This is a genomic window from Kitasatospora sp. NPDC088861, assembly GCF_044750105.1.
Classification (GTDB): domain Bacteria; phylum Actinomycetota; class Actinomycetes; order Streptomycetales; family Streptomycetaceae; genus Kitasatospora.
The window spans coordinates 448,289-474,046 of sequence record NZ_JBIVJF010000003.1 but is presented as its reverse complement, the minus strand read 5'-3'; the positions used below and the strand labels follow the sequence as shown (position 1 = coordinate 474,046).

The following is a 25,758-nucleotide window of genomic DNA, read 5'->3' as shown; positions in this document are numbered from 1 at the left end:
GCCCCTCCCCCGGGCCGCGCCCGCGGTCGTCAGGCCGACCCGGTCTCCTTCGGCTCCTGCCCGGACTGCTCGGCCTTCTCCGTCGCGGCGGCCTTGTCGGCGGCGGCCTTCTCGGCCTCCGCCTCCGCCTTCTCCGCCTTGGCGGCGGCCTTGCGCTCGGCGTCGGCCTTCTTCTTGTCGTCGGCGATCTGCCGCTTGGCCGCGGTCGCGTAGATGTCCACGTACTCCTGGCCGGAGAGCCGCATGATCTCGTACATCACCTCGTCCGTCACCGAACGGAGGATGAAGCGGTCGTTCTCCATGCCGTGGTAGCGGGAGAAGTCCAGCGGGCGGCCGATCCGGATGCCGGGGCGGGTACCGAAGTTGGGGATCACCTGACCGGGCGGCTGGACCTTCTCGGTGTCGATCATGGCGACCGGGATGACCGGCGCGCCGGTGGCCAGCGCGACGCGCGCCAGGCCGCCGACCTTGCCGCGGTACAGCTTGCCGTCGGGCGAGCGGGTGCCCTCGGGGTAGACGCCGAACAGCTCGCCGCCGTCCAGCACCGCGATGGCGCTGCGGATCGCGGCCTCGCCCGCGCCGCGCACGCCCGAGCGGTCCACCGGCAGCTGGCCGACGCCCTTGAAGAACGCGGCGGTCAGCCGGCCCTTGATGCCCGGGGTGTTGAAGTACTCGGCCTTCGCGATGAAGGTCACCCGGCGTTTGATCAGCGCGGGGAAGAAGAAGGAGTCCGAGAAGGACAGGTGGTTGCTCGCGATGATGGCCGCGCCCTCGGTGGGGATGTTCTCCTCACCCTCGATCCACGGCCGGAAGAAGATCCGAAGCAGTGGCGCGACGATCATCTTCATCAGTCGGTAGAACAACCCGGGCCTCCTGTTATGCGGACCGGTCGATCCTAATGCCCCGTGGGCTCGGCCCGCGCCCCGCCCCGCCCCGGCGGGCCGCCGCCGGACTCCCGCAAGCACTCGCGCGGGGGCCGCCGCGAGGGGTGTGCGGCCCGCGCGGGAGCCGCCATGAGGGGTGTACGTCCCGGGCGGGGCCGTGGGACGATGCGGATTCCCGCAGCCTCCCCCTCCAGCGTCCCTCCCCCAGCGCCACCCGCCCGCGAAGGAGTCCGCCATGCCGTTGCTGCCCGGTGCCGAACCGTACCGCCACCGCGGCGGACCGGTGGGGGTGCTGCTGTGCCACGGCTTCACCGGGTCGCCGCAGTCGCTGCGGCCCTGGGCGGAGGAACTGGCCGCGGCCGGGTTCAGCGTGTCGCTGCCGCTGCTGCCCGGGCACGGCACCCGGTGGCGGGACATGCAGGTCACCCGCTGGGAGGACTGGTACGCCGAGGTCGAGCACGAACTGCTGACGCTGTCCGCCGAGTGCGAGCAGGTCTTCGTCTGCGCGCTGTCGATGGGCGGCGCGCTGGCGCTGCGGCTGGCCGCGCTGCACGGTCCGGCGGTGTCCGGGCTGGTGCTGGTCAACCCGTCGGTGCGCTCGGACAACCCCGCGAGTGTGCTGCTGCCGGTGCTGCGGCACCTCGTGCCGAGCGTGCCCGGGATCGCCGACGACATCGCCAAGCCCGGCGCGGTCGAGCTGGGCTACGACCGGACGCCGCTGAACGCCGCCTGGTCGCTGGGCCGGCTGTGGCGGGACGTCCGACGGCGGCTGCCGCAGGTGACCCAGCCGGTGCTGCTCTTCCGCAGTCCGCAGGACCACGTCGTCTCGCCGGCCAACTCGGAACTGGTGCTGGCCCGGATATCCTCGACCGACGTGACGGAGCGGCTGTGCCAGCGCAGCTTCCACGTCGCGACGCTGGACCACGACGCGGCGGAAATATTCGCGGCCAGCCAGGACTTCATCCGACGGCTGGCCCCCGCGCACGCGGTGGGCGTCACCGGGGTCGAATCCGACGATCACCATGGCTGAAGGGCCGGAAGTGCACGAGAGCAGCACGGCGGGCGGCGGGGACGAGGCACCCCGCGAGGACGGCACGGCGAAGGACGGCACCGCGCAGAGCGGCGCCCCGGCGGACCGTCCGGGGGCGGACGGCGTCACCGCCCCGGCCGCGGAGGCCCCCGAAGCGACGGCCGCCGACCGGCGCCCGGCCGAACCGGACGCCACCGCGCCCGCGGATCCCCGCACCCGGCGCGCCCCCGAGCGCAGCCAGGCCGAGCAGGACGAGATCTTCGCCGCCCTGGTCGCCCAGTTCGACGACCCCGTGGACCTCACCAATCCCAACTGGCCGGAGGTCGAGAACCTCCGGGCCCAGAGCGAGCTGAAGGGCGGCCTCAAGGACGCCCCCGACTCCCGGACCGACCCGGACGACCTCGCCGACCTCGCCCCGCAGCCCCGCCCCCGCTCCGGTCGGCCGGTGATGCCGGCGGCGGGCTCGGGCCCGCGCGACTTCGAGCTGGCCGAGGAGACCGACGAGGACCACTACGTCCCGCCGGAGCCCCCGCCGCTGCCGACCGCCGACGTCACCGCGAAGTTCGCCTGGCTCGCGGTGCTCGGCGGCCCCGCCCTGCTGCTGTTCGACGCGGTGGTGTGGCGGGAGATCGCCGGCTGGCCGGCCTGGGTCGGGATCACCGCCTTCCTCGGCGGCTTCGTCACCCTGGTGACCCGGATGAAGGACCGCGACGAGGACGAGCCCGAGGACCCGGACAACGGCGCGGTCGTCTAGGTTGCCGGAGCCTCCGGCAGCTCCAGCACCGCGAGCACCGGCAGGTGGTCGGTTGCGGCGCGCAGGTCGGCCTCGGTGACGCCGGGCAGCCCGTACGGCACCCCGCAGCCGAGGACGGTGATCCCGGGCGTGGCGAACACGGCGTCGATCCGCTGGTAGGGGCGCTCGGGGACGGACGTGAACTCGCCGCCCCAGGGCGCGGTCGGGTACCCGTCCTGGAGCCGCGCGGCCAGCAGCTGCCAGCCCCTGCCGTCCGGGTGCTCGTTGAAGTCCCCTGCCACGATGCCGTGTTCGGCGATCCCGAGCTGGTCGAGCAGCAGCTCGAACTGGCCGTACCGCTCGTCGGCGTCCAGGCTGAGGTGGCAGCTGGTGAGGGTGAACGGCGCCGCTCCGGGCAGTCGCAGCAGCGCGGTGGCGAAGCCCCGGGCGTGCAGGCCGCGGGTCTTGGGCAGCAGCCGGTCGTGCACGCCCAGCAGTTGCGCCGCGCCGGGCCGGCCGAGCAGCAGCGGCCCGGCGGCGGTCCGGCCGCCGCCGGCCAGGACGGCCGTCCCGGTGCTCCGGGCCAGCCAGGCGGCCTGGCCCTCGGGCCGCCAGTAGCGCGGCGACTCCTGGATGCAGACCAGGTCGGGCGCGCAGGCCCGGATCACCCGGGCCAGCGCCCGCCGGTCGTCCCGCAGCGAGCGGATGTTGTAACTGAGCAGGCGCAGCCGGCGCGGGCCGGGCGGCGGCGGTTCGGCGGGTGCCGTGGTCATGGTCCTGGTCCTCCCCGTACGTACGTGGTGCGTGGGACGACCGTACGGCAGGGCCGGGGGCGTGCGTCGGCGGCGGCGCGTCCGGGGTTGGTCGGGGTCCGGTCGCACCGCCGCCGGCGGGTTCGGGGGGTGGCTACGCAGTGCGGGCCAGGTCGGCGGCGCCGACGATGCCGGCGGCGGAGCCCATCGAGGCCAGCACGACCTCGGCGCGCGGGCGGTGGATACCGCCGGTGAGGTAGTGCTCGAAGGCCTTGGCGACCGGGTCGAGCAGCAGGCGGCCGGAATCGGAGACGCCGCCGCCGAGGACGAAGACGCCCGGGTCGAAGAGCGCGGCGAGGTCGGCCATGCCGCGGCCGAGCCAGTCGGCCAGTTCGGCGTAGCATTCCAGGGCGAGCGGGTCGCCCTCCTCGGCCGCCTCGGTGATGTGGATGCCGCGGATGGTCTCGGCGACGCCGTCGTTGAGCTCCAGCATCCGCCGGCCGCGCACCTGGTCGGCGGCGGCCTTCTCCCGGCCGTAGCGGCGCAGCGCCCGCCCGGAGCCGTACTGCTCCCAGCAGCCCTTGCCGCCGCAGCCGCAGGCCAGGCCGTCGGGGACCATGTTGAGGTGGCCGATCTCGCCGGCCACGCCGAACCGGCCGCGGTGCAGCCGGCCGTCGAGGACGATGCCGCCGCCGATGCCGGTGCCGACGGTGATCAGCACCATGTCCCGGTGGTCGGCGGCGGCGCCGAAGCGGAACTCGGCCCAGGCGGCGCAGTTGGCGTCGTTCTCGACGACGGTGTCCAGGCCGGCGAGCTCCTCGATGCGGCCGCGCAGCGGCTCGTTCTCCCAGTCGATGTTGGGAGCGAAGATCACCGTGGAACGGTTGCTGTCCACGAAGCCGGGGGCGCCGACGCCGACGGCGGTGACGTCGGGGTGCTGCTCCTTGAGCTCGCGCACGGCCTGCGCGATGGCATCGACCGCCCACTGCGGGTCGGCCGGGGTGGGCACCCTGGTCCGGGCCAGGATCGCGCCCGCCTCGTCGACCACGCCTGCCGCGATCTTGGTCCCGCCGACATCGACGCCGATGGTCAGAGCCATGTGTCCCTCAGCTATTCACTCGTTCCCGCTGGGCGGAACGGTACCGCCCAACCCTGCCCCCCGTACGGAACGGTACCGCCCAACCCTGCCCCCCGTACACAGCCTCGCATACATTAACCGAAGACAATCATGGACCAACCGGGCCGCCAAGCTTCAAAAGTCGTATCTAATCGCCCGCTTCGTCACGCACCAGAGCAACGCGATCACGGTTCGAAGGTTACGGATTCACTGCTTGGCGGACGCCTCGTCAGGCGTGTCGAGGTCGATCCGCTCGGTGGGGGAGCCCTCGCCGGCCGTCCAGCGGTGCTCGTGGCCGGCCACCGCGGCCCGGTAGGCGGCCAGCAGTTCGGTGCCCGCGGCGGCCAGTCCGGAGCCGGCGGCGGCGAGGTGGGAGTAGACCTCGGGCTGCTGGGTGCGCAGCCGGTCGGCCAGCCCGGAGAGGGTGATCAGGGTGTCGGCGCTCGCCTCCTGCGCCTTCTGGCCGACGGCGGAGGCGAGCTTGCGCACCTCGTCCACCAGCGGGCCCAGCTCCGGCCCGAACGGGTGGGCCTGCGGGCCGCCCGGCTCGGCGGTGGGCTCGGTCCGGTCGTCGGTGCTGGTCATCGCGGGCGCCTCCTCAGCCGTGGCCGCACCCCGCGGCCCTCGGGCCCGACGCTACCGGACAGCCGGTAGGGGCCCCGAAAGGGCTTCAGCCCCGGGGCCAGAGCGCCGGGTCGGGCGCGAACCGTACCGAGAGCGCCCCATCGTGCAGGCTCGCGCCGGCCACCGTGCAGCGGCGCAGCGCGGACGGCAGGGTGAGCACCCGGCGGTGGGCGCCGAGGCCGACGACCAGTTCGTCGCCGCGCCGGACGAGGTCCAGCTCGGCCCGGTCGGCGCCGGGCAGCACGAGGTGCCAGACCAGCAGGCCTTCCTCGGCGAGGCGGTCCTCGACCGGCCAGGGCTCGGGGGCCAGCCGCTCCGGGCCGGGCCCGCCCCCGTACAGGCGGTCGGCGACGGCCTCCAGGGTGGCCTCGGCCAGTCCGGTGGCCAGTACCGGGGCGTCGGTCTCGGCGGCGAGCTCGGCCAGTTCCTCCCGGCGGCGGCGGGCCAGCGCGGCCAGCCACGGGTCCGGCGAGTCGGCCGCGCCCTCGGGCAGCACTCCGTGCACCACGACGGCGTCCGGCCGGTGGCCGTGCAGGGCCAACCCGGCCCGGATCCGGCCCAGTTCCCGGTACGGGTGGCCGTCGGCGGGCACGACCAGGCGCACGCTGGTGCCGGGCGCGGCGATCGCGGCGCGGGACTCGGCGAGCACCGCGGCGGCCTTGGTCCGCCCCTCGTACAGCCACTCGGCGGGCATCGGCACGCCGGCCAGGCCGGCCAGCAGCGGGCGCAGCGCCCGGGCGGCCTGCCGCTGCTCGGGGACGAGCCGGTCCAGGTAGCGCTCCAGCTGCTCGGGCAGGGCGAGGGTGGCGATCAGCTCGGCGGGCGGCGGGGCGAGCACGACCAGGACGTCCTGGTCGGCGGCGGGCAGGGCGCGCAGCAGGGCGATCCTGGCGATGCCGGGGAGGGCGGTCAGCTCCTCGGGGTCGAGCTGCTCGGCGCCGAGCAGGTCGAGGGCGGGCTTGAGCCGGCTGGTGAGCTCGCCGGCGGCGTACCGGAAGGCGGCCTGCTCGTCGATCCGGGAGACTGTCAGGCCGGGTGCGTAGCGGGCCGGTTCGGGCTCCAGGCGGGTGCCGAGGACGCCGTCCAGGGCGCGGTGCGGGTCGTCGGCGGCCAGCAGCCAGGTGCGGTGGCCGCGCCGGGCGGCGTGCAGGGCGGTGGCGGCGGCCACCACGGGCGCGCCCGCGTCGCCGCTGACCAGGATGGTGCGTGTCGCCGTCATGCCGTCGGCCCCCGTTCCGCCGCGTCAGCCCTGGACGGGCTTCTTGCCGTCGGCGTCCTCGACGCGCTTCTTCAGACCGGCCAGGGCGCGGTCGATGATGACCTTCTCGGCCTTGCGCTTGATCATGCCGAGCATCGGGATCTTGACGTCCACGGCGAGCTGGTACGTCACCTCGGTGCGGCTGCCGGAGAGCGGGGCGAGGGAGTAGGAGCCGTCCAGCGAGCGGAGCATCTGGCTGCGCACGAGGGTCCAGCCGACCTCGCGGTCGCCGTCCCAGGTGTAGGCGAGGACGTGCTCGTCGCGGATGGCGCCGGCGTCGAGCAGCAGGCGGACCTGGGCGGCGCGGCCGTCCTCGCCGGCTTCCAGGACCTCGACCTCCTTGACCTCTCCGGTCCAGGCCGGGTAGGCGGCGAAGTCGGCGATCACGGCCATGACCGTGGCCGGGGTCGCGTCGATGGTGATGCTCGACCTGGTGTGCTCCGCCATGGAATGGCCCTCCGCGTCGTCCCTCTGCCTGCCGGTCCGGTCGAGCGTGCTCGGCCTTGTCCGCCCGGAGCAGGCTACCGCGACCAGCGATCGGCTCGGCCGCGCGGGCCGCGGCTCGGCGGGGGCCCGGCGCCGGTCGGCGGGGCATGCTACCGGCCGGTCACCTCGGGGCTGTCGTAGGGTGCCATTCGAACGACCCGGTCACGGCCTGGTCGGACCCGGCCGGGTGTGACACTTCGAACACCGGAGCCGACCCCCCTGGTCGAAGCTGCCTACCGGGCAGTAACGTCCTGCCGTCCCGCAGCGTCGCGAACGAGGAGCAGTCTTGCTCGACTTCAGCCTTCCGGCTCTCTATCAGGTACCCGGCGGCGGTAATCTCTCCGACCCTGTGCACCGGAACGCGGCGGAGCACCCGGACGTCGCGGTGCTCAGCCGGAAGGTGGACGGCCGCTGGCAGGAGTTGACCGCGGTGCAGTTCCTGGCCGAGGTGCACGCCGCCGCCAAGGGCCTGATCGCCGCGGGCATCGAGCCGGGCGACCGGGTGGGCGTCATGTCCCGCACCCGGTACGAGTGGACGCTGCTGGACTTCGCGATCTGGACGGCCGGCGCGATCACCGTCCCGGTGTACGAGACCTCCTCCGCCGAGCAGGTCGAGTGGATCCTCGGCGACTCCGGCGCGGTCGCCGTCGTCACCGAGACCGACCAGCACGTCAAGGTGGTCGACGAGGTCCGCGGCCGGCTCACCGGGCTGAAGCACACCTGGCAGATCGAGGGCGGCGCGATCGCCGCGCTGGCCGAGGCCGGGAAGGACGTCCCGGACGAGACGGTGCAGGAGCGCCGCTCGACCGCGACCGCCGACTCGATCGCCACCATCGTCTACACCTCGGGCACCACCGGCCGCCCGAAGGGCTGTCAGCTGACGCACGCCAACTTCCTCGCCGAGTGCGGCAACGTGGTGGAGCGCCTGGCCCCGCTGTTCCGCACCGGCGACAGCTCCGTCCTGCTGTTCCTGCCGCTGGCCCACGTGCTCGGTCGGATCGCCGAGATCGCCACCGCGATGGCGCCGATCAAGCTGGGCCACGTCTCCGACGTCAGGGACGTCACCACCGAGCTGGCCGCCTTCAAGCCGAGCCTGATCCTGGGCGTGCCGAGAGTCTTCGAGAAGGTCTACAACACCGCCCGTGCCAAGGCCCAGGCCGACGGCAAGGGCAAGATCTTCGACAAGGCCGCCGACACCGCGATCGCCTACAGCCGGGCGCTGGACGCCGGCGGCGCGGGCCTGGGCCTGCGGATCAAGCACGCGGTCTTCGACAAGCTGGTCTACAGCAAGCTGCGCGCGGCCCTCGGCGGCCGGGCCACCCACGCCATCTCCGGCGGCGCCCCGCTCGGCGAGCGGCTGGGCCACTTCTACCGGGGCATCGGCTTCACCGTCCTGGAGGGCTACGGCCTGACCGAAACCTGCGCGGCCACCGCCTTCAACCCGTGGGACAAGCCGAAGATCGGCACGGTCGGCCAGCCGGTGCCCGGTGCCTCGGTGCGGATCGCCGAGGACGGCGAGGTCTTCTTCAAGGGCCCGCACGTCTTCACCGGCTACTGGAACAACCCGCAGGCCACCGCCGACACCCTCAAGGACGGCTGGATCGCCACCGGCGACCTCGGCTCGCTCGACTCCGAGGGCTACCTGACCATCACCGGCCGCAAGAAGGAGATCATCGTCACCGCGGGCGGCAAGAACGTCGCCCCGGCCGTGATCGAGGACCGCATCCGGGCGCACGCGCTGGTCGGCGAGGTCATGGTGGTCGGCGACCGCAAGCCCTTCGTGGCCTGCCTGGTCACCGTCGACCCGGACTTCTTCCCCAAGTGGAAGGAGCTCAACGGCAAGCCCGCCACCGCCACGGTGGCCGAGCTGAGCCAGGACCCGGACCTGCTGGCCGCCCTCCAGGCCGCGGTGGACGACGGCAACGCGGCCGTCTCGCACGCCGAGGCGGTCAAGAAGTTCCGCCTGCTGGACACCGAGTTCTCCGAGGAGAGCGGCCACCTGACGCCCTCCCTCAAGCTCAAGCGCAACCTCGTGCTGAAGGACTTCGCCGCCGACATCGAGGCGATCTACCAGAAGTAGCCGGGTACGGGCCCCGCCTCCGGCGAAGGAGACGGGGCCCGCTCACGGGTCCGAGCCCGGTCTAGGCCGCCAACAGCGAGGTCAGCCGCCCGGCCAGCAGGTCCCAGCGCCAGGAGCGCTCCACCCAGCGCCGCCCGGCCTCGCCCATCCGCCGCCGCAGCTCCTCGTCGCCCAGCAGCCGGACGATCCGCTCGGCGGCCGCGGCGGCCGAGCCGCCCGGCACCACGTACCCGGTCTCGCCCTCCAGCACCGCGTCCGGCGCGCCGCCGGAGTCGCCGGCGACCACCGGCAGACCGGTCGCCGAGGCCTCCAGGTAGACGATGCCCAGGCCCTCGACGTCCAGCCCCCCGCGCCTGGTCCGGCAGGGCATCGCGAAGACGTCCCCGGCCCCGTAGTGGGCGGGCAGCTCCTCCCACGGCACCGAGCCGGTGAAGCGCACCGAGGCCCGGACCCCCTTGGCGTCGGCCAGCTTCTCCAGGTCCGCCCGGTACGGGCCGCCGCCGACGATCAGCAGCACGGCGTCCGGCACGTCGGCGAGGATCTGCGGCATCGCCTCGATCAGCGTGTCCTGGCCCTTGCGCGGCACCAGCCGGGAGACGCAGACCACCACCGGCCGGTCCGCCAGCCCGAGCCGGCGACGCACCTCGGCGCCCCCCGAGCCCGGGTGGAAGGTCGTCTCGTCCACGCCCGGCGGCAGCTGCACCATCCGGGCCGCGGCCTGCGGCCCGACCGCGCCCGCGATCCGGGACCGGGTGTACTCCCCCAGGTAGGTCAGCACGTCGGTGCCCGCGCCGATCCGCCGCAGCAGCTGCCGGGCGGCCGGCAGCTGGGCCCAGGCGGCCTCGTGCCCGTGGGTCATGCCGAGCAGCCGCGCCGCACCGGCCCGGCGCAGCGCGGGCGCCATCAGCCCGAGCGGGGCGGCGGCGCCGAACCAGACCGAGTCGCACTTCTCCGCCCGCAGGATCTCGGCGGCCCGCCGGGTGACCCGCGGTGTGGGAACCATCACCTTCGTCCGGTCCCGGATCACCGGGAACGGCTGCTCGGCGTCGAAGCGGGCCACCTCGCTGCCGTCCCGCCAGGTGGAGGCGTACACCACGATGCTCCCGGCGGGCTGACGCACAGCCATGTTGTGCACGAAGGCCTGGATGCCGCCGGGGCGGGGCGGGAAGTCGTTGGTGACGATCAAGGTTCGGTGCATTCAGGCCACGGCTCGCTTGTCGGGGGGTGCTCGGTGTACCGCTGGGTGATCCGTACGATAGGTCAACACCATGACCCGCCGGGAACGGATCCGCGCACGGCAACCGTTTCACCCCCGGGTCAGTCCTAGAACCTAGGCGGCCGGTGGCGGCCCGGCCCAGCGTGCCGTGCCCGCCCCTCCGACCGCCCGGGCGTCCGTCGCGCGGCGCCTCCGGTGGGACGTCCGAGACGAACGAGGGAGCGCAGTGGAGTTGGCCCCGGCCACCGAGTCCGGTACACCCAGCGGCGCGGCCGGCCCCGGCCCGACGCCGGCCGCCCGGCAGGAGCCGGCCCGTGCCCCCGGCCGGCCGTTCGGGGCGCTCGCCGCACTCGGCGCCACCTGGGTGGCCACCCGGACGGTGCTGGTGCTGCTGATGACCGGCGTGGTCAAGGGGCTCGGCGGGGACATCACCGCCGACGTCTGGATGATCTACCACGCCTGGTACGGCGTCCTGCAGACCGGCACCTTCCCGTTCGACGACGTGACCTGGCAGTACCCGCCCGGCGCGGCCCTGGTGATCCTGCTGCCCGGCCTGCTGCCCTGGTCGTACCTGGTCTCCTTCTGGGTGATCTGCGGGATCGCCGACGTCGCCGCCACCGCCCTGCTGGTCCGCACCGGACTGCGCCGGGGCCGGGCACTGACCGGCGCCTGGATGTGGGTGGTGGCCGTGCCGCTGCTCGGCCCGATGGTCTACAACCGGCTGGACATCATCGTCACCGCGATCGCCCTGGCCGGCCTGCTGGCGCTGATCCGCCGCCCGGCGATCGGCGGGATGCTGCTCGGCCTCGGCGGGATCATCAAGATCTGGCCGCTGCTCGCCCTGATCGGCACCCCCTCCGGCCGCCGCACCCGCCGCGCCTGGACGCTGGCCGCGGCCACCGCCGTCTCGGTGGGCTTCCTGCTCGCGGCCGGGATGAACGGCGCCTTCGGCTTCCTCGCCTTCCAGAAGGAACGCGGCATCGAGGTGGAGTCGCTCGGCGCGCTGCCGCTGCACTTCGCCCGGCTCGCGGACGCCTGGGACGGCAGGGTCACCATGAACTACGGCTCCCCGGAGATGCTCGGGCCGTGGGTCCCCGTGATCAGCAAGGTGATGATGGCCGGCACCGTGCTGGGCTTCGCCTGGCTGCTGCTCTGGCGCTTCACCGCCAAGCGCCGCAACGCGGCCACCATGTACGACGCGGCGCTCAGCGCGCTGCTCATCTTCACCGTCACCAGCCGGGTGATCAGCCCGCAGTACCTGGTCTGGCTGATCGGCGTCGCCGCCGTCTGCCTGACCGTGCGCAACAGCAGCCAGCGGCCGGTGGCCCTGCTGATCCTGTTCGCCTGCCCGCTGACGCTGGCCGAGTTCCCGCTGATGTTCAGCCGGATCCTCGCCAGCGAGCCCTGGGGCGTCACCGTGCTCAGCCTGCGCAACCTGCTGCTGCTGGCCGCCACCGTGCTCTCCTGCGTCCGGCTCTGGCGCGCCACCCGCGGCCCGGCACAGCTCCCGGCGACGGTGGTGCTGGCCAAGCCCGAGCCGGTGCCCGCCGGCGCCTACCCGGTGCGCCCCGGCATCGCCTACGAGCAGGACCTGCTGGACGGCATCGACCGGCCCGGCACCCCGGCCAGGCAGCGGCCCGGCACCCCGGCCAGGCAGCGGCGCTGAACGACGCGCGCCTTCAATCGCGCAGCGCGGCCACCTCGTCCAGCCAGAGCCGGGTGAACTCGGCCAGGCCGACGCCCGGTCCGGCCCGGAGCAGCCGGTCCAGCCGGCGGTCCCGGTCCTCCCCCTGCCCGTCGGCCGCGCCGACCGCCCGGTAGAACGCCACGAGCCGCTCGGGCCCGTAGCGCCGGGCGATCAGCTCGCAGGCGAGCCAGGCCTGCTCGTACGCCTGGGCGATGCCGTCGGCCCCCGCGGTGAAGTCCCGGTCGGCGGGCAGCGCGGTGGGCAGCCGGCCGGCGGCGACGTCCCGGGCCAGCTCGGGGGCGATCTGCTGCGGGCGCCGGCCGGAGCCCCGGTAGGCGGTCCAGTCGGCGACGCCCTCGGAGAGCCAGAGCGGTGTCCAGGCCCGGGTGTCGGCCCTGGTCGCGACGTGGGTGGCCTCGTGGGTGACGACCACCTGCCGGCCGAAGTCGCTGAGCCGCCCAAACGTGCCGGGGTTGACCAGCACCCGGTCGGCGGGGGTGTGCCAGGGCGCGCCGGGGGCGGCCGAGGTGACCGCTGCCATGCCCGCCCAGCCCGCCGGGTCGACCTCCAGCAGCCGGGCGAACTGCTCCGCGGTGGCGGGTACTTCGAGCAGCAGGCGGCCCGCCCAGCCGGTGCCCCAGACCTCGCTCACGGCGGGTGCGGCCCGGTCGGCCACCGCGACCAGACCGGCCGGGTCGGGCCCGTCGGCCAGTCCGAGCACCAGGCAGTGCGCGCCCGCCGCGGACCGGGCGGAGCCGAGGTCCCAGAGCGCCGGGGGCCCGCTCGCGCTCTCCTCCCGGTCGACCCGCCAGCCGCCGCCGGCCAGGACCAGGTCGATCCGGCGCGGGTACACCACCGGGTAGTCGTCGTACCCGGTGATCCGGACCGCCAGGTCGGCGGCGGCCGTGAGCCGCTCCGGTCCGGCGTCCGCGCCGAGCACCAGGTTGCGGTAGCCGGCCTCGATCGCCGCCGGTCCGGACCAGGAGGGCAGCGCCCGGGCCCGCGCGTCCAGCAGCGCGGCCACCTCGGCCCGCCGGTCCGACGCCCACCGGTCCGACGCCCGCCCGGCCGCGGAGGGGGCCGCCGGGGCCGCCGGCGGCAGCGACAGCTGGGCCAGCCCGCCGGCCGCGAGCAGCAGCGCACCGCGCCGGGACAGCGTCCGGCGGGCGCCGTCTATCGGGTGGGGGGCGTCGGGGTCGGACGGTGCCGGGCTCAGAGCCGGACCACCCCCGCGACCGGCATCGCGTTGACGCTCTCGTAGCGGACCTTGGCGCCCGGGTAGGGGGCGTGCACGATCACCCCGCCGCCGGCGTACATCCCGACGTGGTGCATGTCCCGGTAGAAGATCACCAGGTCTCCCGGCCGCGCTTCGGAGAGGCTGACCCGCTGCCCGGCGTACGCCTGGGCCTGCGAGGTGCGCGGCAGGGTCACTCCGGCCTGCCGCCAGCTGTAGTACATCAGACCGGAGCAGTCGAAGGCGCGGGGCCCGGTGGATCCGTAGAGGTAGGGCGAGCCGATCATCCGCACCGCGGCCGCCAGCGCGGCCGCCCCGCGCTCGGAGGCGGGCGGGGCCGTGCCGAGGTCCAGCCGGTCGGTGCCCCGGGTGGCGCGCTGCTCGGCCTCCCGGGCGTCCTGGGCGGCCATCCGGGCCCGCTCGGCGACGCCCAGGCTGTTGAGGAGCCGCTGGGCCTCGGTGAGCCGCTGCTGGATCTGCTGCTTGCTGTCGGCGAGCGAGCGGCGGGCCTGGTCGAGTTCGGCGAGCTTGCCGGCGGTCTCGGTGCGGCGCTGGTCGAGCCGGCGCTGGCGGGTGGCCAGTTCGTGCAGGGTCTCCTGCTGCCGCTCGGCGGCCTGGTCGAGGGTGCGGGCCCGGGACAGGTAGCCCTCCGGGTCGGTGGAGAGCATCAGCTGGACGGTCTGGGCCATGCCGCCGCCGCGGTACTCGGCGCCGGCCACGGTGGCGAGGTCGCCGCGCAACTGGTTGAGCTGGTCCTGGGCGACGGCGATCTCGCCCTGGAGGACGGTCGTCTCGCCCTGGAGCCGCTGCTGCGCCTCCTGGGCGGCGTTGTACTTCTCGGACGCCTGCTCGGCCTCGCCGTAGAGCTGCTCCACCTGCGCCTTGACGTCCTTGCGGGTGGGCGTGTCCGGCGCGGCGGGGGCGGCCTGGGCGCTGCCGCCCGTCGTCACACCCAGGGCGGTGGCGGCGGCCGCGGTCAGCACCAGCGCACGGGCGAGCAGTTGGGAACGACGGTGCACGGGCATGGCGGCAGCGGCTCCGATCCGGCGGTGGGGCCCCGCCGCCGCCCCAACGCGGGCGGCCCTGGAAGCGGAGTCCGGTGGCAGACGTTAGCGAGTCCGGGCAACCGAGTCCAAACCCCTGCCAACCCGAATATTTGACCCGCAATCGGACATCAGTCCGAGACGCCGGAAAAGCCGCAGGCCCGGCCTTCCGTGGTGGAAGGCCGGGCCTGGGAGGGCCTGAGCGGGGATCAGACCCGCACGATGGAGGTCAGCGGCATGTTGCCGACGGCCTCGTAGCGGACCGACGCGCCCGGCTTGGGCGCGTGCAGCACCTGGCCGTTGCCCGCGTAGATGCCGACGTGGTGGGCGTCCCCGTAGAAGATCAGCAGGTCGCCGGGCTGGGCCTGGGAGAGGTCGGTGCCGATCCGGGTACCGGCGTGGGCCTGCTCCTGCGAGGTGCGCGGCAGCGAGACGTCGACCTGGTTGAACGCCCAGACCATCAGGCCCGAGCAGTCGAAGGAGCCGGGGCCGGAGGCGCCGTAGACGTACGGGCTGCCGATCTTGGAGGCGGCGATGGACAGCGCCGCGGCGCCGCGCGAGCTGCCGGCGCTCGGCTTGGTGACCGGCGCGGCGGGGGCCTGCGACGCGCTCAGGTCGGTGCGGCTGTTGTCGCGGGAGGAGCGGTCGGCGGCCTGCTGGGCCGCCGCCTGCTGCTGGGCGGCCTTCGCCGCGGCGTCGGCCTTCGCCTTGGCGTCGGCGGCGGCCTTCTCCTCGGCCGCGCGGATCGCCTGGCGCTCCTGCTCGGACAGGGTGTTGAAGAGGTCCTGCGCGGCCTTGAGCTTGCCCTGGACCTCGTCCTTGGCGCTCTTCAGCTGCTGGGTGGTGGTCTCCATCTCGGCGAGCTTGCCCTGGGCCTCGGAGCGCACCTGGTCGAGCTTGCGCTGCTCGTCCTGGAGCTGCTTGAGCTGGCCCTTCTGGGTGCCGCCGGCCTGGTTCAGCGTGTCGGCCTGGCTCAGGAAGGTGTCCGGGCTGGCGGAGAACATCAGCTGGACGGTCTGGGATATGCCGCCGTTGCGGTACTGCTCGCCGGCGATCTCGGCCAGGCCGCCCTGGAGGTCGGTCACCTGTCCCTGCTGCCGCGCCACCTGGTCCTGCAGGTCGGTGACCTGCTTCTGCAGCTGCTGCTGCTTCTCCTGGGCGGCGTTGAGCTTCTCGGTCGCGACCTCGGCCTGGTCGTTGAGCTGGTCGACCTGCTCCTTGACCTGGTCCTTGGTCGGCTGCGGGTCGGCGTGGGCGCCGGACTGCGCGGACAGCGCGACGGCCGCCGCGGCGAAGCCGGTCAGGATCGAGACCCGGGTGCGACTGGCGGGCTTGGGACGACGATGGGACGCCACGAAGGCGGACTCCTTCTTCCTACGCCGTCTACCGGGTGAGCTGACGGGTTCGGGCCGGAAGCGTGCCCTACGACGCCTCACGGCCGTTCCACCGGCCGACCTGGCGCCGATTCACCCCGGAGGAACGTGGTTCCCCGGCTCCGTTCGACAGCACCCCCGACTGCTGGGCTCCCCGTCGGGCAGGCACTGGGCCCGCCCCGCTGCGTCACGAACTCGACGGAAACCACCGCCGCCACCCTGGCTGGGCGATCGGGAGTGCGGTGGTTCGGGGCACGACCCTAGTAACTGAACCGTGATCCGTTCAAATCCTTGTCAGAAAAAAGACGGAAGAAGACCAAAGTTCTTTTGTGAATATGACACATAGTGATCACCGCCGTACGTAAAGCTGATCACTCTTCATCGGGGAGTCACGCTGCGGACAAAACCCGAACGCCACCCCCGGTCCGAGGGTGGCGTGGATCACAGGCCCGGACGGGCCCTTCGGGCGTGTCGGGACGTCAGACCCGGCGGATCGTGTTGATCTGCATCGCGTCGACCTTCATCACCTTCACCACGTCACCGGTGTGCGGCGCGTGCACCACCATGCCGTTGCCGATGTACATCCCGACGTGGTGCCGGTCGGGGCCGTAGATGACCAGGTCGCCCGGCTGGGCCTGGTCCAGCGAGACCCTGGTGCCGACGTTGCCCTGCTCCTGCGAGGTGCGCGGCAGCGAGACGCCGGCCTGGCCGTACGCCCAGACCATCAGGCCCGAGCAGTCGAAGGTGGTCGAGCCGGTGGCGCCCCACACGTACGGCGAGCCCTGCTTGCTCATCGCCTTGGCCACGGCCACGCCCGCGTAGCCGCCGGCCTGCGGGAGGCTGCCGAGGTCGGCACGGTCGCTGCCGCGCGAGGCGCGGTCGTCCTGCTGCTGCTGGGCCCGCAGCGCGGCGCGGTCGGAGGCGCTGAGCGAGTTCAGCAGGTCCTGCGCGGCCTTCAGCTTCTGGTTGACGTCCGTCTTGGCCTGGTTCAGGTCCTTGGTGGTGGAGTCGAGCGAGGCCAGGACGGCGGCGGCCTCGGACTTCTCCTGGTCCAGCCGGCGCTGCTGGTCCAGCAGTCCCTTGAGCGCCTCCGACTCGCTGGCGCTGGCCTGCTGGGCGCTGGACGCCTTCTCCAGGTAGCCCGACGGGTCCGAGGAGAGCATCAGCTGGACGGACGGGTCGATGCCGCCGGTGCGGTACTGCTCGCCCGCCACGCCGGCCAGGCCGGTCTGGAGCTGGGTCATCTCGTCCTGGCTGCGGGCCACCTTGTCCTGCAGCTGGTCGGACTGCTTGCGGAGCTGGTCGGCCCGCTCCTTGGCGCCGTTGTACTTCTCCGCCGCCTGCTCCTGGTCCTGCTGGAGCTGGTCGATCTGCGCCTTGACGTCGGTCTTGCTCGGCTGGGGCGCGGCGTGCGCGGCGACCTGCGCGGAGAGGGCGACCGCGGTCGCCGCGGCAGCGGTGAGCACGGAGACCCGGGCGCGGCTCGGCTGCTTGGGACGGCGGTGGGAGGCCAAGGGAATTGCTCCTTCTTCCATCGGCCTCACCCGATCAGGTGAGAATCCGGAAAATAGGTTTGACGCCACACCCTAGGGAAGATCCACGGGTTTTGCCACTCCCCCGAAGGCGTGAACTCCACTTCCCCCGCAGGCTTCACTGGATGTGCACACCGCCGCAAACCGGGCGCTGACCAGGCCTCATCCCGCCGCGGCAGCCGTCAGGGCCGCGCCAGCCGGTTCAGCAGCAGAACGGAAGCCACGGGGCGCGCGCCGGCCTTCCGCACGCCCTCCGCGACCTCCCGGTCGGTGGACACCACCACCACCGGACGACCCTGCGGCTCGGCCCGCACCAGACGGCGGATCAGCTCGTCCGCGGTCTCGCCGGTCCGGCTGAACCGCACCCGCACCCCGCGCGGTGGCGCCATGATCACCGGAACGTCCAGGTCCTGCCCGTCGAACACGCAGGTGACCTCCGCCTGCGTGCGCTGGGCCAGCATCGCCAGCCCGCCCAGCAGCCGGATCCGCTGCTGCTCCAGCGGCAGCGTCGGATAGCCCGTCTTGGTCACGTTGTAGCCGTCCACCACCAGGTGCACCTGCGGGATCGCCAGCAGCTGGTCCAGCAGCGCCGGATCGTCGTCGGCCAGACCGCGCCGGGCCACGTCGTGCGGCGAGGCCGCACCCGGCACCACCGCCTCCACCAGGTCCCCCGGCCGGATCTGGGAGACCGGCAGCGCCAGCTCCCGCTGGAGCCCCTGCGCCGACTGCAGCACCGTGTCCAGCAGCAGCCGCAGCCGCATGTCCTCGACGCTGCGGCCCTCGCGGGCCGACCGGCGGCCCTGCTCGGCCGCCGTCTCCAGCTCGCCGACCCGGTGCCGCAGCCGCCGTGCCTCGGACTCCGCGGCGCCACGCTCGGCGGCCGCCTGCGCCCTCGCGGCCTCCAGCTCGGCGGTCAGCCGCCTGGTCTCGGCCTGCGCCCGGCGGGTGTCGCTCTCCAGCGAGCGCACCTTCTTCCGCAGCGACTCGGCCTCCCGGCGGACGTCCTCGGACTCCGCGCGCTGCCGCTCCAGGTCCGCCCGGGCGGCGGACCGCAGCTCGGCGAGCTCCGCCTGCAACTTCTCCGCCAGCCGGGTGGCCTCGGCGGCCGCGCCCTCGGCGCCGGCCCGCTCGGCCTCCTCCCCGGCCTCGGCCACCAGCCGGCTCCAGCCGGCCGACCGCACCAGGTAGGCGGCGGCCGCGACGTCCATCGGATCGGCGGCGCCCGGAACGCTGCCCGACTCCAACGCCTTCACCAGGTCCGGCTGGCCCAGCCTCAGCCGCTCCGCTATCCGCACCCGGAACGCCGGCTCCGACTCCAGCGCCGCGGCCAGCGCCGTGGCCGCGTACTTGGCCCGCCGGGCCGGGGTGAACTTGACGTACTGGCGCAGGCTCTGCGGCAGCTCGCCAGGCGGCAGCCCGCCGAGCGCGTCCGAGGCCAGGCCGACCACGCGCCGGCGCACGCCCTCGGGCAGCGGCCGGTCCAGCTTCTCGGCACCACGCTCCGGCGCCACCTCGCCGGAACCCGCCGCCCCGCCGGGGCCCACCGACTCATCGGAACCCGCCGCCCCGCCGACGGCCGCGGGCTCGGACGGAGCCGCGTCGGCGGCCCGCGCCTGCACGGCCGCAGCGGGCTGAAGCCCCTGCGCTTCGGCGGGCTCCCTCGCTGCGTCCACCACGTCCTCGGCTCCGATCCTGGTCCTACGGGGTCACGGCCCGCGGCCGCCGCCCTGTCGTCACGCTCCGTGCGTCCTGTCTGTATTGTCCCAGCGCGGCGGGCAGGCGCGCCGCGCACCCGCCCCCGCGCCGTCGGGCGTCAGCCCTGGTCGGCGGAGGCCTCCGCGTTCTCGGCGCCCGGACGGGCCACCAGCTCGACCTGGTCCACGGCGTTGCACCAGCGGCAGCGCACCGACTCGATCGTCTCGCTCAGCACCTCGGTATCCTCGACCTTGGACTCGCCGGCCAGGTCGAAGTGCAGGAACTCGGTGACCCGCGCGGTGCGGGTCACGTCGAAGCGGGTGAGGTTTCCGCACAGGGTGCAGCGCCAGCGCGTCTCGGCGGTCAGGGCGGGGACGGTCATCGGGGGTCCTCTCGGGTGGTCCCTGGGTGGGCTAGGCGCTCCCCCCGGAGCCCCGGCGTCGGCGGCGGGAGGCGGGATTGCCCGCCCCAAGCCTATTGCCTGAGGCAACCATCCCGGCCACCAGTCAGGAGAACGAGCGGGCTAGTCCACCTGCCGTACAAGGCCGTGTCACACGCCCGACACGGAGGGATGCTTGGCCGCATGGCACTGACGGCCCCCGGGCACACCGACGCGCGGGGCGAGCACCCGTCCGTGCCCGCCCCGGCGGTCACCTACGCCCTGATCGCGGTCAACACCCTGGTGTTCCTGCTGGGCCCGGCCGCCGGGCTCAACCCGCTGTACGGCACCGGCCAGTCCCGGCTCTGCGCGGAGCAGCGGTACGAGCAGCGCTGGGGCGTCATCCCCGCCGAGGTGCTGGCCGGCCGCCCGCTGACCGCCGAGCAGCTGGCCCAGGCCCCCGACCCGGCCCCGGGCTGCCCGGCCGCGCCCACCCCGGGCAAGCACCCGGCGCTGTCCGTCCTCACCGGGCTCTTCGTGCACGCCGGCTGGCTGCACCTGCTGGGCAACCTGCTCTTCCTCCACGTCTTCGGCCCCACCGTCGAACGGCGGCTGGGCCGGGCCCGGTTCGCCGTCTTCTACCTGGCCGCCGGCAGCCTGGCCACGTACGGCTTCGCCCTCGCCGAGGCGCACTCCCCGGGCTCCACCCGGGTGCTGATCGGCGCCTCCGGCGCGATCTCCGCCGTCCTCGGCGCCTACCTGCGCTTCCATCCGCGCGCCCGGGTGACGACGCTCGTCCCGCTGCTGCTGTTCCTGCCGCTGCGCTTCCCGGCCTGGCTGGTGCTCGGCCTCTGGTTCGCCCTGCAGTGGTGGTCGGTCCACTCGGCCGGGCCCGGGGTGGCCTATCTGGTTCACGTGATCGGCTTCTCGGCGGGCTTCCTCTACGCCTGCACGGCGGTCAGCCACCCCCCGAGACGACCCGGCTGACGCCCGATACGCTGGCGGCACCCCACAAAGGAGCCCGAACAGTGATCACCGCCATCGTCCTGATCAAGACCAGTGTCGACCGCATCCCGGAGATCGCCGAAGCCATCGCGGCCATCGAGGGCGTCAGCGAGGTGTACTCGGTGACCGGTGGCTACGACCTGGTGGCGATGGTCCGGGTGCGCCGGCACGACGATCTGGCCGCGGTCATCCCGGGCCGGCTGAACAAGGTCCCGGGCGTGGCCCACACCGAGACCCAGATCGCCTTCCGCACCTACTCCCAGCACGACCTCGAGGCCGCCTTCGCCCTCGGCCTGGACGAGTAGGCCCCTCGGCCCCGCCGACCGGGCCCCTCAGCCCTGCTGACGCCCCCGGTCGACCTGCACGGTGGCGACGCAGCGCCCGCCCTCGTTGCGGTAGTTCCACGCGGCACCGTCCGTGACCAGCTCGCGCACGGCGGTCAGGAAGCGGTCGACGTGCTCGTCCGGGGTCCCGGCCCCGAAGCTCACCCGGATCGCGTTCAGGCTGCGCTCGCCGGGCAGCGACGGCTCGGGCGCCCCGCACTCGGAGGGGGAGACCTCTTCGTCCCCGAGCAGGGTGCGCAGCAGCGGGTGCGCGCAGAACAGGCCGTCGCGGACCCCGATGCCGTACTCGGCGGACAGCGCGGCCGAGAAGTGCGAGCTGTTCCAGCCCTGGACGACGAAGGACAGCACGCCCACCCGGGCCGCCTCGGCGCCGAACAGGGTCAGCACCTTGACCTGCGGGATCTCCGCCAGCCCGGCGGTCAGCCGGGCGATCAGCTGCCGCTCCCGGGCCTCCAGCACGTCGAAGCCCGCCTCGCTCAGCGCCCGGCAGGCCGAGGCGATCGCGTAGGCGCCGATGACGTTCGGCGAGCCGGCCTCGTGCCGGGCCGGACCGGAGTGCCACTGGACGGCCACCGAGCCGTCGGTCCCCCGGGCCACCGTCCGGGTCGCCCCGCCGCCGGCCAGGTACGGGTCGGCCGCGTCCAGCCAGTCCGCCCGGCCGGCCAGCACGCCGGCGCCGAAGGGCGCGTAGATCTTGTGGCCGGAGAAGGCGATCCAGTCGACGTCCAGCTCGCGCACCGAGACCCGGTGGTGCGGGGCCAGCTGGGCGGCGTCCAGCACCACCCGGGCGCCGTGCCGGTGCGCGGTCCCGGTCAGCTCGGCGACCGGCCACAGCTCGCCGGTCACGTTGGAGGCTCCGGTGACGCAGAGCAGCTTGGGGCCCTCGGGCGCCTCGGCGAGCGCGGCGTCCAGGGCGGCGACCGCCTCGGCGTGCGAGCGCGGCGCGCGCAGGTAGTGGACGTCGAGCCCGGCGTGCGCCCAGGGCAGCAGCGAGGCGTGGTGCTCGGTCTCGAAGGCGAACACCCGGGTCCCGGCCGGGACGGCCGAGGCGAGCAGGTTCAGCGAGTCGGTGGTGGCCCGGGTGAAGACCACCTGGTCGCCCTCGCGCAGGTCGAGGAACTCGGCGACGGTGCGGCGGCTCTGCTCGAACAGGTCGGTGGACAGCTGGGAGAGGTACCCCGCGCCGCGGTGCACGCTGCCGTAGTAGGGGGCGTAGGCGGAGACGTCGTCCCAGACCCGCTGGAGCGCCGGGGAGCTGGCCGCGTAGTCGAGGGCCGCGTACCCGACCTTCTCGCCGCTGGCGAGCGGGACCTGGACGTCGTGGCCGAGGACGGCGAGGGGGGCGCAGATTTCGGTGGCGATCGACATGAGGATGCACTCCTTCTGGGGGTGTGGGACCCCGGGAGTGCTAAGTCGTCGGGCGTCCGCGCTTGCCGCACGGACGATTCGCCGAGCGACCCGGTCCTCACCCAGGGCACCCCGCCACGGACGGAGGGTTGCCGGACAGCAAGCTGGGGCTTGACGCTGTCACTCATGACCTGGCCAAGACTCTAGGTCGCGCCCAGCGAGTGGTCAAACAGGCATCCACCATCCGGACAGCCGAGGAGCCCGCGCCGGCGTTCCGGCACGGGCTCCCAAGTACCGCCTCACACCCGGCTGGTGGCCTCCGACCAACGCCGCAGCAGCTCCTGCGCCGCGCCCGAGTCGATGGCCCGCTCGGCCCGCGCCATGCCCGCCGCGAGCTGTTCGGTGAGCGGCGCCTCACCCAGGTCGAGCGCGACCAGCGCCGCCGCCGTGTTCATCAGGACGGCGTCCCTCACCGCCCCGCGCTCGCCGGCCAGCAGCCGCCGCGCGACCTCGGCGTTGTACGAGGGGTCCGCCCCGCGCAGCGCCTCGATGCCGACCAGCTCGACGCCGACGTCCCGCGGGTCGAAGGCGGTCTCGGTGACGGTCCCGTCCCGCACGATCCACACCTGCGAGGTGGTGGTGATGGTCAGCTCGTCCAGGCCGTCGTCGCCCCGGAAGACCAGGCCGGTCGAGCCGCGCCGGGCGAGCACGCCGGCGATCAGTCCGGCGAGCCGGGTGTCGAAGCAGCCGATCGCGTGCGAGGTGACCTTGGCCGGGTTGGTCAGCGGGCCGAGGATGTTGAACGCGGTCGGCACCCCGAGGTCGCGCCGGGCGGTGGCGGCGTGCCGCATCGACGGGTGGAACTTGGCCGCGAAACAGAAGGTCAGCCCGACCTCCTCGGCGATCTCGGCGACCCGCCGGGCCGACAGGTCGAGGCGGACGCCGAGCTTCTCCAGCACGTCCGAGGAGCCGCTGGCCGAGGAGGAGGCCCGGTTGCCGTGCTTGACCACCTTGGCGCCGGCCGCGGCCGCGACGATCGCCGACATGGTGGAGATGTTGACGGTCTTGGCCCGGTCGCCGCCGGTGCCGACGATGTCCACGGCCGGGCCGGGGATGTCCAGCGGCTCGGCGTGCGCGTACATCGCGTCCACCAGGCCGGTGATCTCGTCGACCGTCTCACCCTTGGCCCGCAGCGCCACCATGAACCCGGCCACCTGGACGGGGGACGCCTCGCCGCTCATGATCCGGTCCATCGCCCACGCGGTGGCCGAGCGGTCGAGGTCCTCCCCCTTCAACAGCGCCGCCAGGACGTCCGGCCAGGTGCGGACCACCTGCGCGGGTGCGGTACCACCGTTCGCAGGGTTCACGTTCACCATGGCTGACTCCAGCTGTTGTCGGGTTCCCCGCGGCGGGGGGACGTCCGTACGGATGGAGTCAGCCTATCGACCGGCGGGGTTCCCCCGGCGGCGTCTTCTCTAGTTCTGAGACGGCACCGCTCAGCGGCTGACGGGCGCCCGCTTGGCCAGCCGCGCCCGCAGCAGGGTGGCGACCGCCTCGGCCAGCGCCACCGGGTCCACCGGGCGCGAGATCGCGGCGTCGGCCCGGCTCCAGGCGGCCAGCCAGGAGTCCTGCGGCCGGCCGATCAGCACCAGCACCGGCGGGCAGCCGTAGATCTCGTCCTTGAGCTGGCGGCCGAGCCCGAGCCCGCCGGCCGGCACCGCCTCGCCGTCCAGGATGCAGAGGTCCACGCCGCCCTTCTCCAGTGCCTTCAGCACCGCGGGGGTGGTCGCGCACTCCAGGTAGGACAGTTCCGGAAGGTCCTCGACGGGCCGGCGGCCGAGTGCCGTCAGCACCTGCTCTCGGGTGTTGCGGTCATCGCTGTAGACGAGGACGGTGAGCGTCTCGTCGGTCGTGTACGCCATGGGCCCTGCTCCCTCAAGTGTGATCCGGACCACGTTCGCCTGATCCGGATGCTACTCCCGATCACCCGTCGCCGAGTCCCCCTCGCGGACCTTCCTCCTCAAGCCGCCGCGCCCGCGACTCACCCGCCCGGAGGACGGCCCGTCACCCGGACCCGTCCAGACCACCCGTACGGCCGATAAGGGGCCCGCGCATTACCCCCGGAGGCTCCGCCAAGCGTGCAACGACGCGCTGGGCAACGGGGTCGCAGGCCCCTCCGAAGGAACCGTCAGAAAAGGGACACGCCGCTGCTCAGCCGCCATTGGGACCCCCCACCGCCCTCCAGGGGGGCATACCGCACGCACCGGACACTCCGAGGGACACCCCCCGGCGTGAAGACGGAATAAGGGACCGACATAATGTCCGTCGTGGCGACAGCAACAGCAGTAGAAACCGGGCACGCGCACGGATCGGTCAACCGGCCGAACATGGTCAGCGTCGGAACGATCGTCTGGCTCAGTTCCGAGTTGATGTTCTTCGCGGCCCTCTTCGCGATGTACTTCACGCTCCGCTCCGTCAAGGGAGCCGAGTTCTGGACCGAGAAGGCGCACGCCCTCAACGTGCCCTTCTCCTCGGTCAACACCACGATCCTGGTGCTCTCCTCGCTGACCTGCCAGCTCGGCGTGTTCGCTGCCGAGCGCGGGGACGTGAAGAAGCTCCGCTCGTGGTTCGTCATCACCTTCGTGATGGGCGCGATCTTCATCGGCGGCCAGATCTTCGAGTACACCGAGCTGGTCAAGAAGGACGGCCTCTCGCTGTCCTCCGACCCGTACGGCACGGTGTTCTACCTGACCACCGGCTTCCACGGTCTGCACGTGACGGGTGGTCTGATCGCCTTCCTGCTGGTCCTGGGACGGACGTACGCAGCCAAGCGCTTCACGCACGAGCAGGCCACCGCCGCGATCGTCGTGTCGTACTACTGGCACTTCGTCGACGTCGTGTGGATCGGCCTGTTCGCGACCATCTACCTGATCAAGTAACCAGCTGATCAGGTCGCTGGCCACCGGCTTCGGTCCCCGCCCTCACCGGCGTCGGGCCGATTCTGCCGGTGGCGACGCTCCCACCGACCGACCGCGCGCGCAGCCCTAGACAGGCAGCCTCGTGCCGGCCAGACCGGCCGCCGGGTGCACCCACCAGTCGACCAGATCCTGACACCGGGGTTATTCCGTGAAAAAGCTCTCCGCACGACGGCGCCACCCATTGGCGGCGCTGGTCGTCCTACTTCTCGCCCTGGCGGCAACCGGGGGGCTGTACGCCGCGTTCGCGCCCGCCGACAAGGCGCAGGCCGACGTCGCCGCGCAGTCGCTCGCGATCGATGAGGGCAAGAAGCTCTTCGCCGTGGGCTGCTCCTCGTGCCACGGCCTGAACGGCCAGGGCAGCAGCGACGGTCCGAGCCTGGTCGGCGTCGGCTCCGCCTCTGTCGACTTCCAGGTCGGTACCGGCCGCATGCCGGCCCAGCAGCCCGGCGCCCAGGTGCCGCGCAAGAAGAACATCTACTCGCAGGCGGAGATCGACCAGCTCGCCGCCTTCGTCGCCTCGCTCGGCCCCGGCCCGGTGACGCCGACCCCGGAGCAGTACACCTCGACCAACCCGGACGACATCTCCAAGGGTGGCGAGCTGTTCCGCACCAACTGCGCCCAGTGCCACAACTTCGCCGGCCAGGGCGGTGCCCTGACCAAGGGCAAGTACGCCCCGTCGCTGGAGGGCGTGGACGCCAAGCACATCTACGAGGCCATGCAGACCGGCCCGCAGAACATGCCGTCGTTCCCGGACACCACCATGCCCGAGGAGCAGAAGAAGCAGATCGTGGCCTTCGTCCGCCACACCACCTCCGATGAGCCCAACCCCGGTGGTCTCACGCTCGGCAGCCTCGGTCCGGTGACCGAGGGTCTGTTCGGCTGGATCTTCGGTCTCGGCACGCTCATCGCGGTCGCGATCTGGGTCGCCGCCCACACCACCAAGGCCAAGAAGTCATGAGCC

General features: G+C 73.5%; 24 protein-coding genes and 2 riboswitches. Of the genes, 8 read left to right on the top strand and 16 right to left on the bottom strand.

Annotated features, from left to right (window positions below):
- Nucleotides 1-29: 29 nt before the first annotated feature.
- On the bottom strand, nt 30-863 hold the full coding sequence (locus tag ACIP37_RS08870) for a lysophospholipid acyltransferase family protein (RefSeq protein WP_363582970.1): 834 nt from the start codon (nt 861-863) through the stop codon (nt 30-32).
- A gap of 256 nt (nt 864-1,119) precedes the next feature.
- Between ACIP37_RS08870 and ACIP37_RS08865 the strand changes: the two genes are divergently transcribed.
- Both ACIP37_RS08865 and ACIP37_RS08860 read left to right on the top strand, forming a co-directional pair.
- A complete protein-coding gene (locus ACIP37_RS08865) occupies nt 1,120-1,914 on the top strand; it encodes an alpha/beta fold hydrolase (protein WP_363582972.1) in 795 nt (264 codons plus the stop codon).
- On the top strand, nt 1,907-2,668 hold the full coding sequence (locus ACIP37_RS08860) for a hypothetical protein (protein ID WP_400843540.1): 762 nt from the start codon (nt 1,907-1,909) through the stop codon (nt 2,666-2,668). The genes ACIP37_RS08865 and ACIP37_RS08860 overlap by 8 nt, the downstream gene beginning before the upstream one ends.
- On the opposite strand, the gene ACIP37_RS08855 is transcribed toward ACIP37_RS08860, so the two are convergent.
- The 5 genes from ACIP37_RS08855 to ACIP37_RS08835 form a co-directional block, all read right to left on the bottom strand.
- On the bottom strand, nt 2,665-3,420 hold the full coding sequence (locus ACIP37_RS08855; RefSeq protein ID WP_400805627.1) for an endonuclease/exonuclease/phosphatase family protein: 756 nt from the start codon (nt 3,418-3,420) through the stop codon (nt 2,665-2,667). The two genes, ACIP37_RS08860 and ACIP37_RS08855, sit on opposite strands and share 4 nt — an antisense overlap.
- A 133-nt stretch (nt 3,421-3,553) precedes the next feature.
- Nucleotides 3,554-4,498 (bottom strand): ROK family glucokinase, encoded by a 945-nt coding sequence (locus tag ACIP37_RS08850; RefSeq protein WP_363582978.1) that lies wholly within the window; start codon nt 4,496-4,498, stop codon nt 3,554-3,556.
- A gap of 225 nt (nt 4,499-4,723) precedes the next feature.
- The gene (locus ACIP37_RS08845; RefSeq protein WP_363582980.1) at nt 4,724-5,101 is read right to left on the bottom strand and encodes a DUF5304 family protein; all 378 of its coding nucleotides are present in this window, start codon (nt 5,099-5,101) and stop codon (nt 4,724-4,726) included.
- Nucleotides 5,102-5,186: 85 nt separating this feature from the next.
- On the bottom strand, nt 5,187-6,359 hold the full coding sequence (locus tag ACIP37_RS08840) for an ArsA-related P-loop ATPase (protein WP_363618857.1): 1,173 nt from the start codon (nt 6,357-6,359) through the stop codon (nt 5,187-5,189).
- A gap of 24 nt (nt 6,360-6,383) precedes the next feature.
- Complete coding sequence (locus ACIP37_RS08835) at nt 6,384-6,845, bottom strand: SRPBCC family protein (protein ID WP_350884431.1); 462 nt, start codon at nt 6,843-6,845, stop codon at nt 6,384-6,386.
- Nucleotides 6,846-7,170: 325 nt separating this feature from the next.
- Between ACIP37_RS08835 and ACIP37_RS08830 the strand changes: the two genes are divergently transcribed.
- Nucleotides 7,171-8,964: a long-chain fatty acid--CoA ligase gene (locus tag ACIP37_RS08830; protein WP_363582984.1), complete on the top strand. Its 1,794-nt coding sequence runs from the start codon at nt 7,171-7,173 to the stop codon at nt 8,962-8,964.
- Between the two features lie 61 nt (nt 8,965-9,025).
- Here ACIP37_RS08830 and ACIP37_RS08825 read toward each other — a convergent pair whose 3' ends face one another.
- Nucleotides 9,026-10,162, bottom strand: a complete 1,137-nt coding sequence (locus ACIP37_RS08825; RefSeq protein WP_363582986.1) for a glycosyltransferase family 4 protein — start codon at nt 10,160-10,162, stop codon at nt 9,026-9,028.
- A gap of 244 nt (nt 10,163-10,406) precedes the next feature.
- Between ACIP37_RS08825 and ACIP37_RS08820 the strand changes: the two genes are divergently transcribed.
- Complete coding sequence (locus ACIP37_RS08820; protein ID WP_400805624.1) at nt 10,407-11,846, top strand: glycosyltransferase 87 family protein; 1,440 nt, start codon at nt 10,407-10,409, stop codon at nt 11,844-11,846.
- A gap of 13 nt (nt 11,847-11,859) precedes the next feature.
- Here ACIP37_RS08820 and ACIP37_RS08815 read toward each other — a convergent pair whose 3' ends face one another.
- The 6 genes from ACIP37_RS08815 to ACIP37_RS08790 all read right to left on the bottom strand — a co-directional run bounded on the left by ACIP37_RS08815 (nt 11,860) and on the right by ACIP37_RS08790 (nt 19,126).
- Nucleotides 11,860-12,891 (bottom strand): hypothetical protein, encoded by a 1,032-nt coding sequence (locus ACIP37_RS08815; RefSeq protein WP_400805622.1) that lies wholly within the window; start codon nt 12,889-12,891, stop codon nt 11,860-11,862.
- 188 nt (nt 12,892-13,079) lie between these two features.
- On the bottom strand, nt 13,080-14,126 hold the full coding sequence (locus tag ACIP37_RS08810; RefSeq protein ID WP_363582992.1) for an NlpC/P60 family protein: 1,047 nt from the start codon (nt 14,124-14,126) through the stop codon (nt 13,080-13,082).
- Nucleotides 14,127-14,353: 227 nt separating this feature from the next.
- Nucleotides 14,354-15,499: an NlpC/P60 family protein gene (locus ACIP37_RS08805; RefSeq protein ID WP_400805620.1), complete on the bottom strand. Its 1,146-nt coding sequence runs from the start codon at nt 15,497-15,499 to the stop codon at nt 14,354-14,356.
- A 10-nt stretch (nt 15,500-15,509) separates the two neighbouring features.
- A riboswitch (cyclic di-AMP (ydaO/yuaA leader) is annotated at nt 15,510-15,659 on the bottom strand.
- A 337-nt stretch (nt 15,660-15,996) separates the two neighbouring features.
- Nucleotides 15,997-17,031, bottom strand: coding sequence for an NlpC/P60 family protein (locus ACIP37_RS08800; RefSeq protein ID WP_400805619.1), 1,035 nt, complete (start codon nt 17,029-17,031; stop codon nt 15,997-15,999).
- Between the two features lie 200 nt (nt 17,032-17,231).
- Complete coding sequence (locus ACIP37_RS08795) at nt 17,232-18,593, bottom strand: NYN domain-containing protein (protein WP_400805698.1); 1,362 nt, start codon at nt 18,591-18,593, stop codon at nt 17,232-17,234.
- 269 nt (nt 18,594-18,862) lie between these two features.
- A complete protein-coding gene (locus tag ACIP37_RS08790; RefSeq protein WP_400805617.1) occupies nt 18,863-19,126 on the bottom strand; it encodes a hypothetical protein in 264 nt (87 codons plus the stop codon).
- Between the two features lie 201 nt (nt 19,127-19,327).
- On the opposite strand from ACIP37_RS08790, the gene ACIP37_RS08785 reads away from it, so the two are divergent.
- Both ACIP37_RS08785 and ACIP37_RS08780 read left to right on the top strand, forming a co-directional pair.
- On the top strand, nt 19,328-20,110 hold the full coding sequence (locus ACIP37_RS08785; protein WP_363618850.1) for a rhomboid family intramembrane serine protease: 783 nt from the start codon (nt 19,328-19,330) through the stop codon (nt 20,108-20,110).
- A gap of 41 nt (nt 20,111-20,151) precedes the next feature.
- Nucleotides 20,152-20,433 carry an Lrp/AsnC ligand binding domain-containing protein gene (locus ACIP37_RS08780; RefSeq protein WP_063347281.1) on the top strand — a complete coding sequence of 94 codons (282 nt, stop codon included), beginning with the start codon at nt 20,152-20,154 and terminating at the stop codon, nt 20,431-20,433.
- Nucleotides 20,434-20,460: 27 nt separating this feature from the next.
- On the opposite strand, the gene ACIP37_RS08775 is transcribed toward ACIP37_RS08780, so the two are convergent.
- From ACIP37_RS08775 to ACIP37_RS08765, 3 genes are all read right to left on the bottom strand, one after another.
- A complete protein-coding gene (locus tag ACIP37_RS08775; protein WP_363583002.1) occupies nt 20,461-21,840 on the bottom strand; it encodes an aminotransferase class V-fold PLP-dependent enzyme in 1,380 nt (459 codons plus the stop codon).
- Between the two features lie 53 nt (nt 21,841-21,893).
- Nucleotides 21,894-22,011, bottom strand: a riboswitch (SAM riboswitch).
- A gap of 107 nt (nt 22,012-22,118) precedes the next feature.
- Nucleotides 22,119-23,195, bottom strand: a complete 1,077-nt coding sequence (gene trpD / locus ACIP37_RS08770; RefSeq protein WP_363583004.1) for an anthranilate phosphoribosyltransferase — start codon at nt 23,193-23,195, stop codon at nt 22,119-22,121.
- A 120-nt stretch (nt 23,196-23,315) separates the two neighbouring features.
- The gene (locus ACIP37_RS08765) at nt 23,316-23,741 is read right to left on the bottom strand and encodes a hypothetical protein (protein ID WP_350886353.1); all 426 of its coding nucleotides are present in this window, start codon (nt 23,739-23,741) and stop codon (nt 23,316-23,318) included.
- A gap of 396 nt (nt 23,742-24,137) precedes the next feature.
- Between ACIP37_RS08765 and ACIP37_RS08760 the strand changes: the two genes are divergently transcribed.
- Both ACIP37_RS08760 and ACIP37_RS08755 read left to right on the top strand, forming a co-directional pair.
- Nucleotides 24,138-24,758, top strand: a complete 621-nt coding sequence (locus tag ACIP37_RS08760; RefSeq protein ID WP_063347284.1) for a heme-copper oxidase subunit III — start codon at nt 24,138-24,140, stop codon at nt 24,756-24,758.
- Between the two features lie 187 nt (nt 24,759-24,945).
- The gene (locus ACIP37_RS08755) at nt 24,946-25,755 is read left to right on the top strand and encodes a c-type cytochrome (protein WP_063347285.1); all 810 of its coding nucleotides are present in this window, start codon (nt 24,946-24,948) and stop codon (nt 25,753-25,755) included.
- The last annotated feature ends 3 nt before the right edge of the window (nt 25,756-25,758 follow it).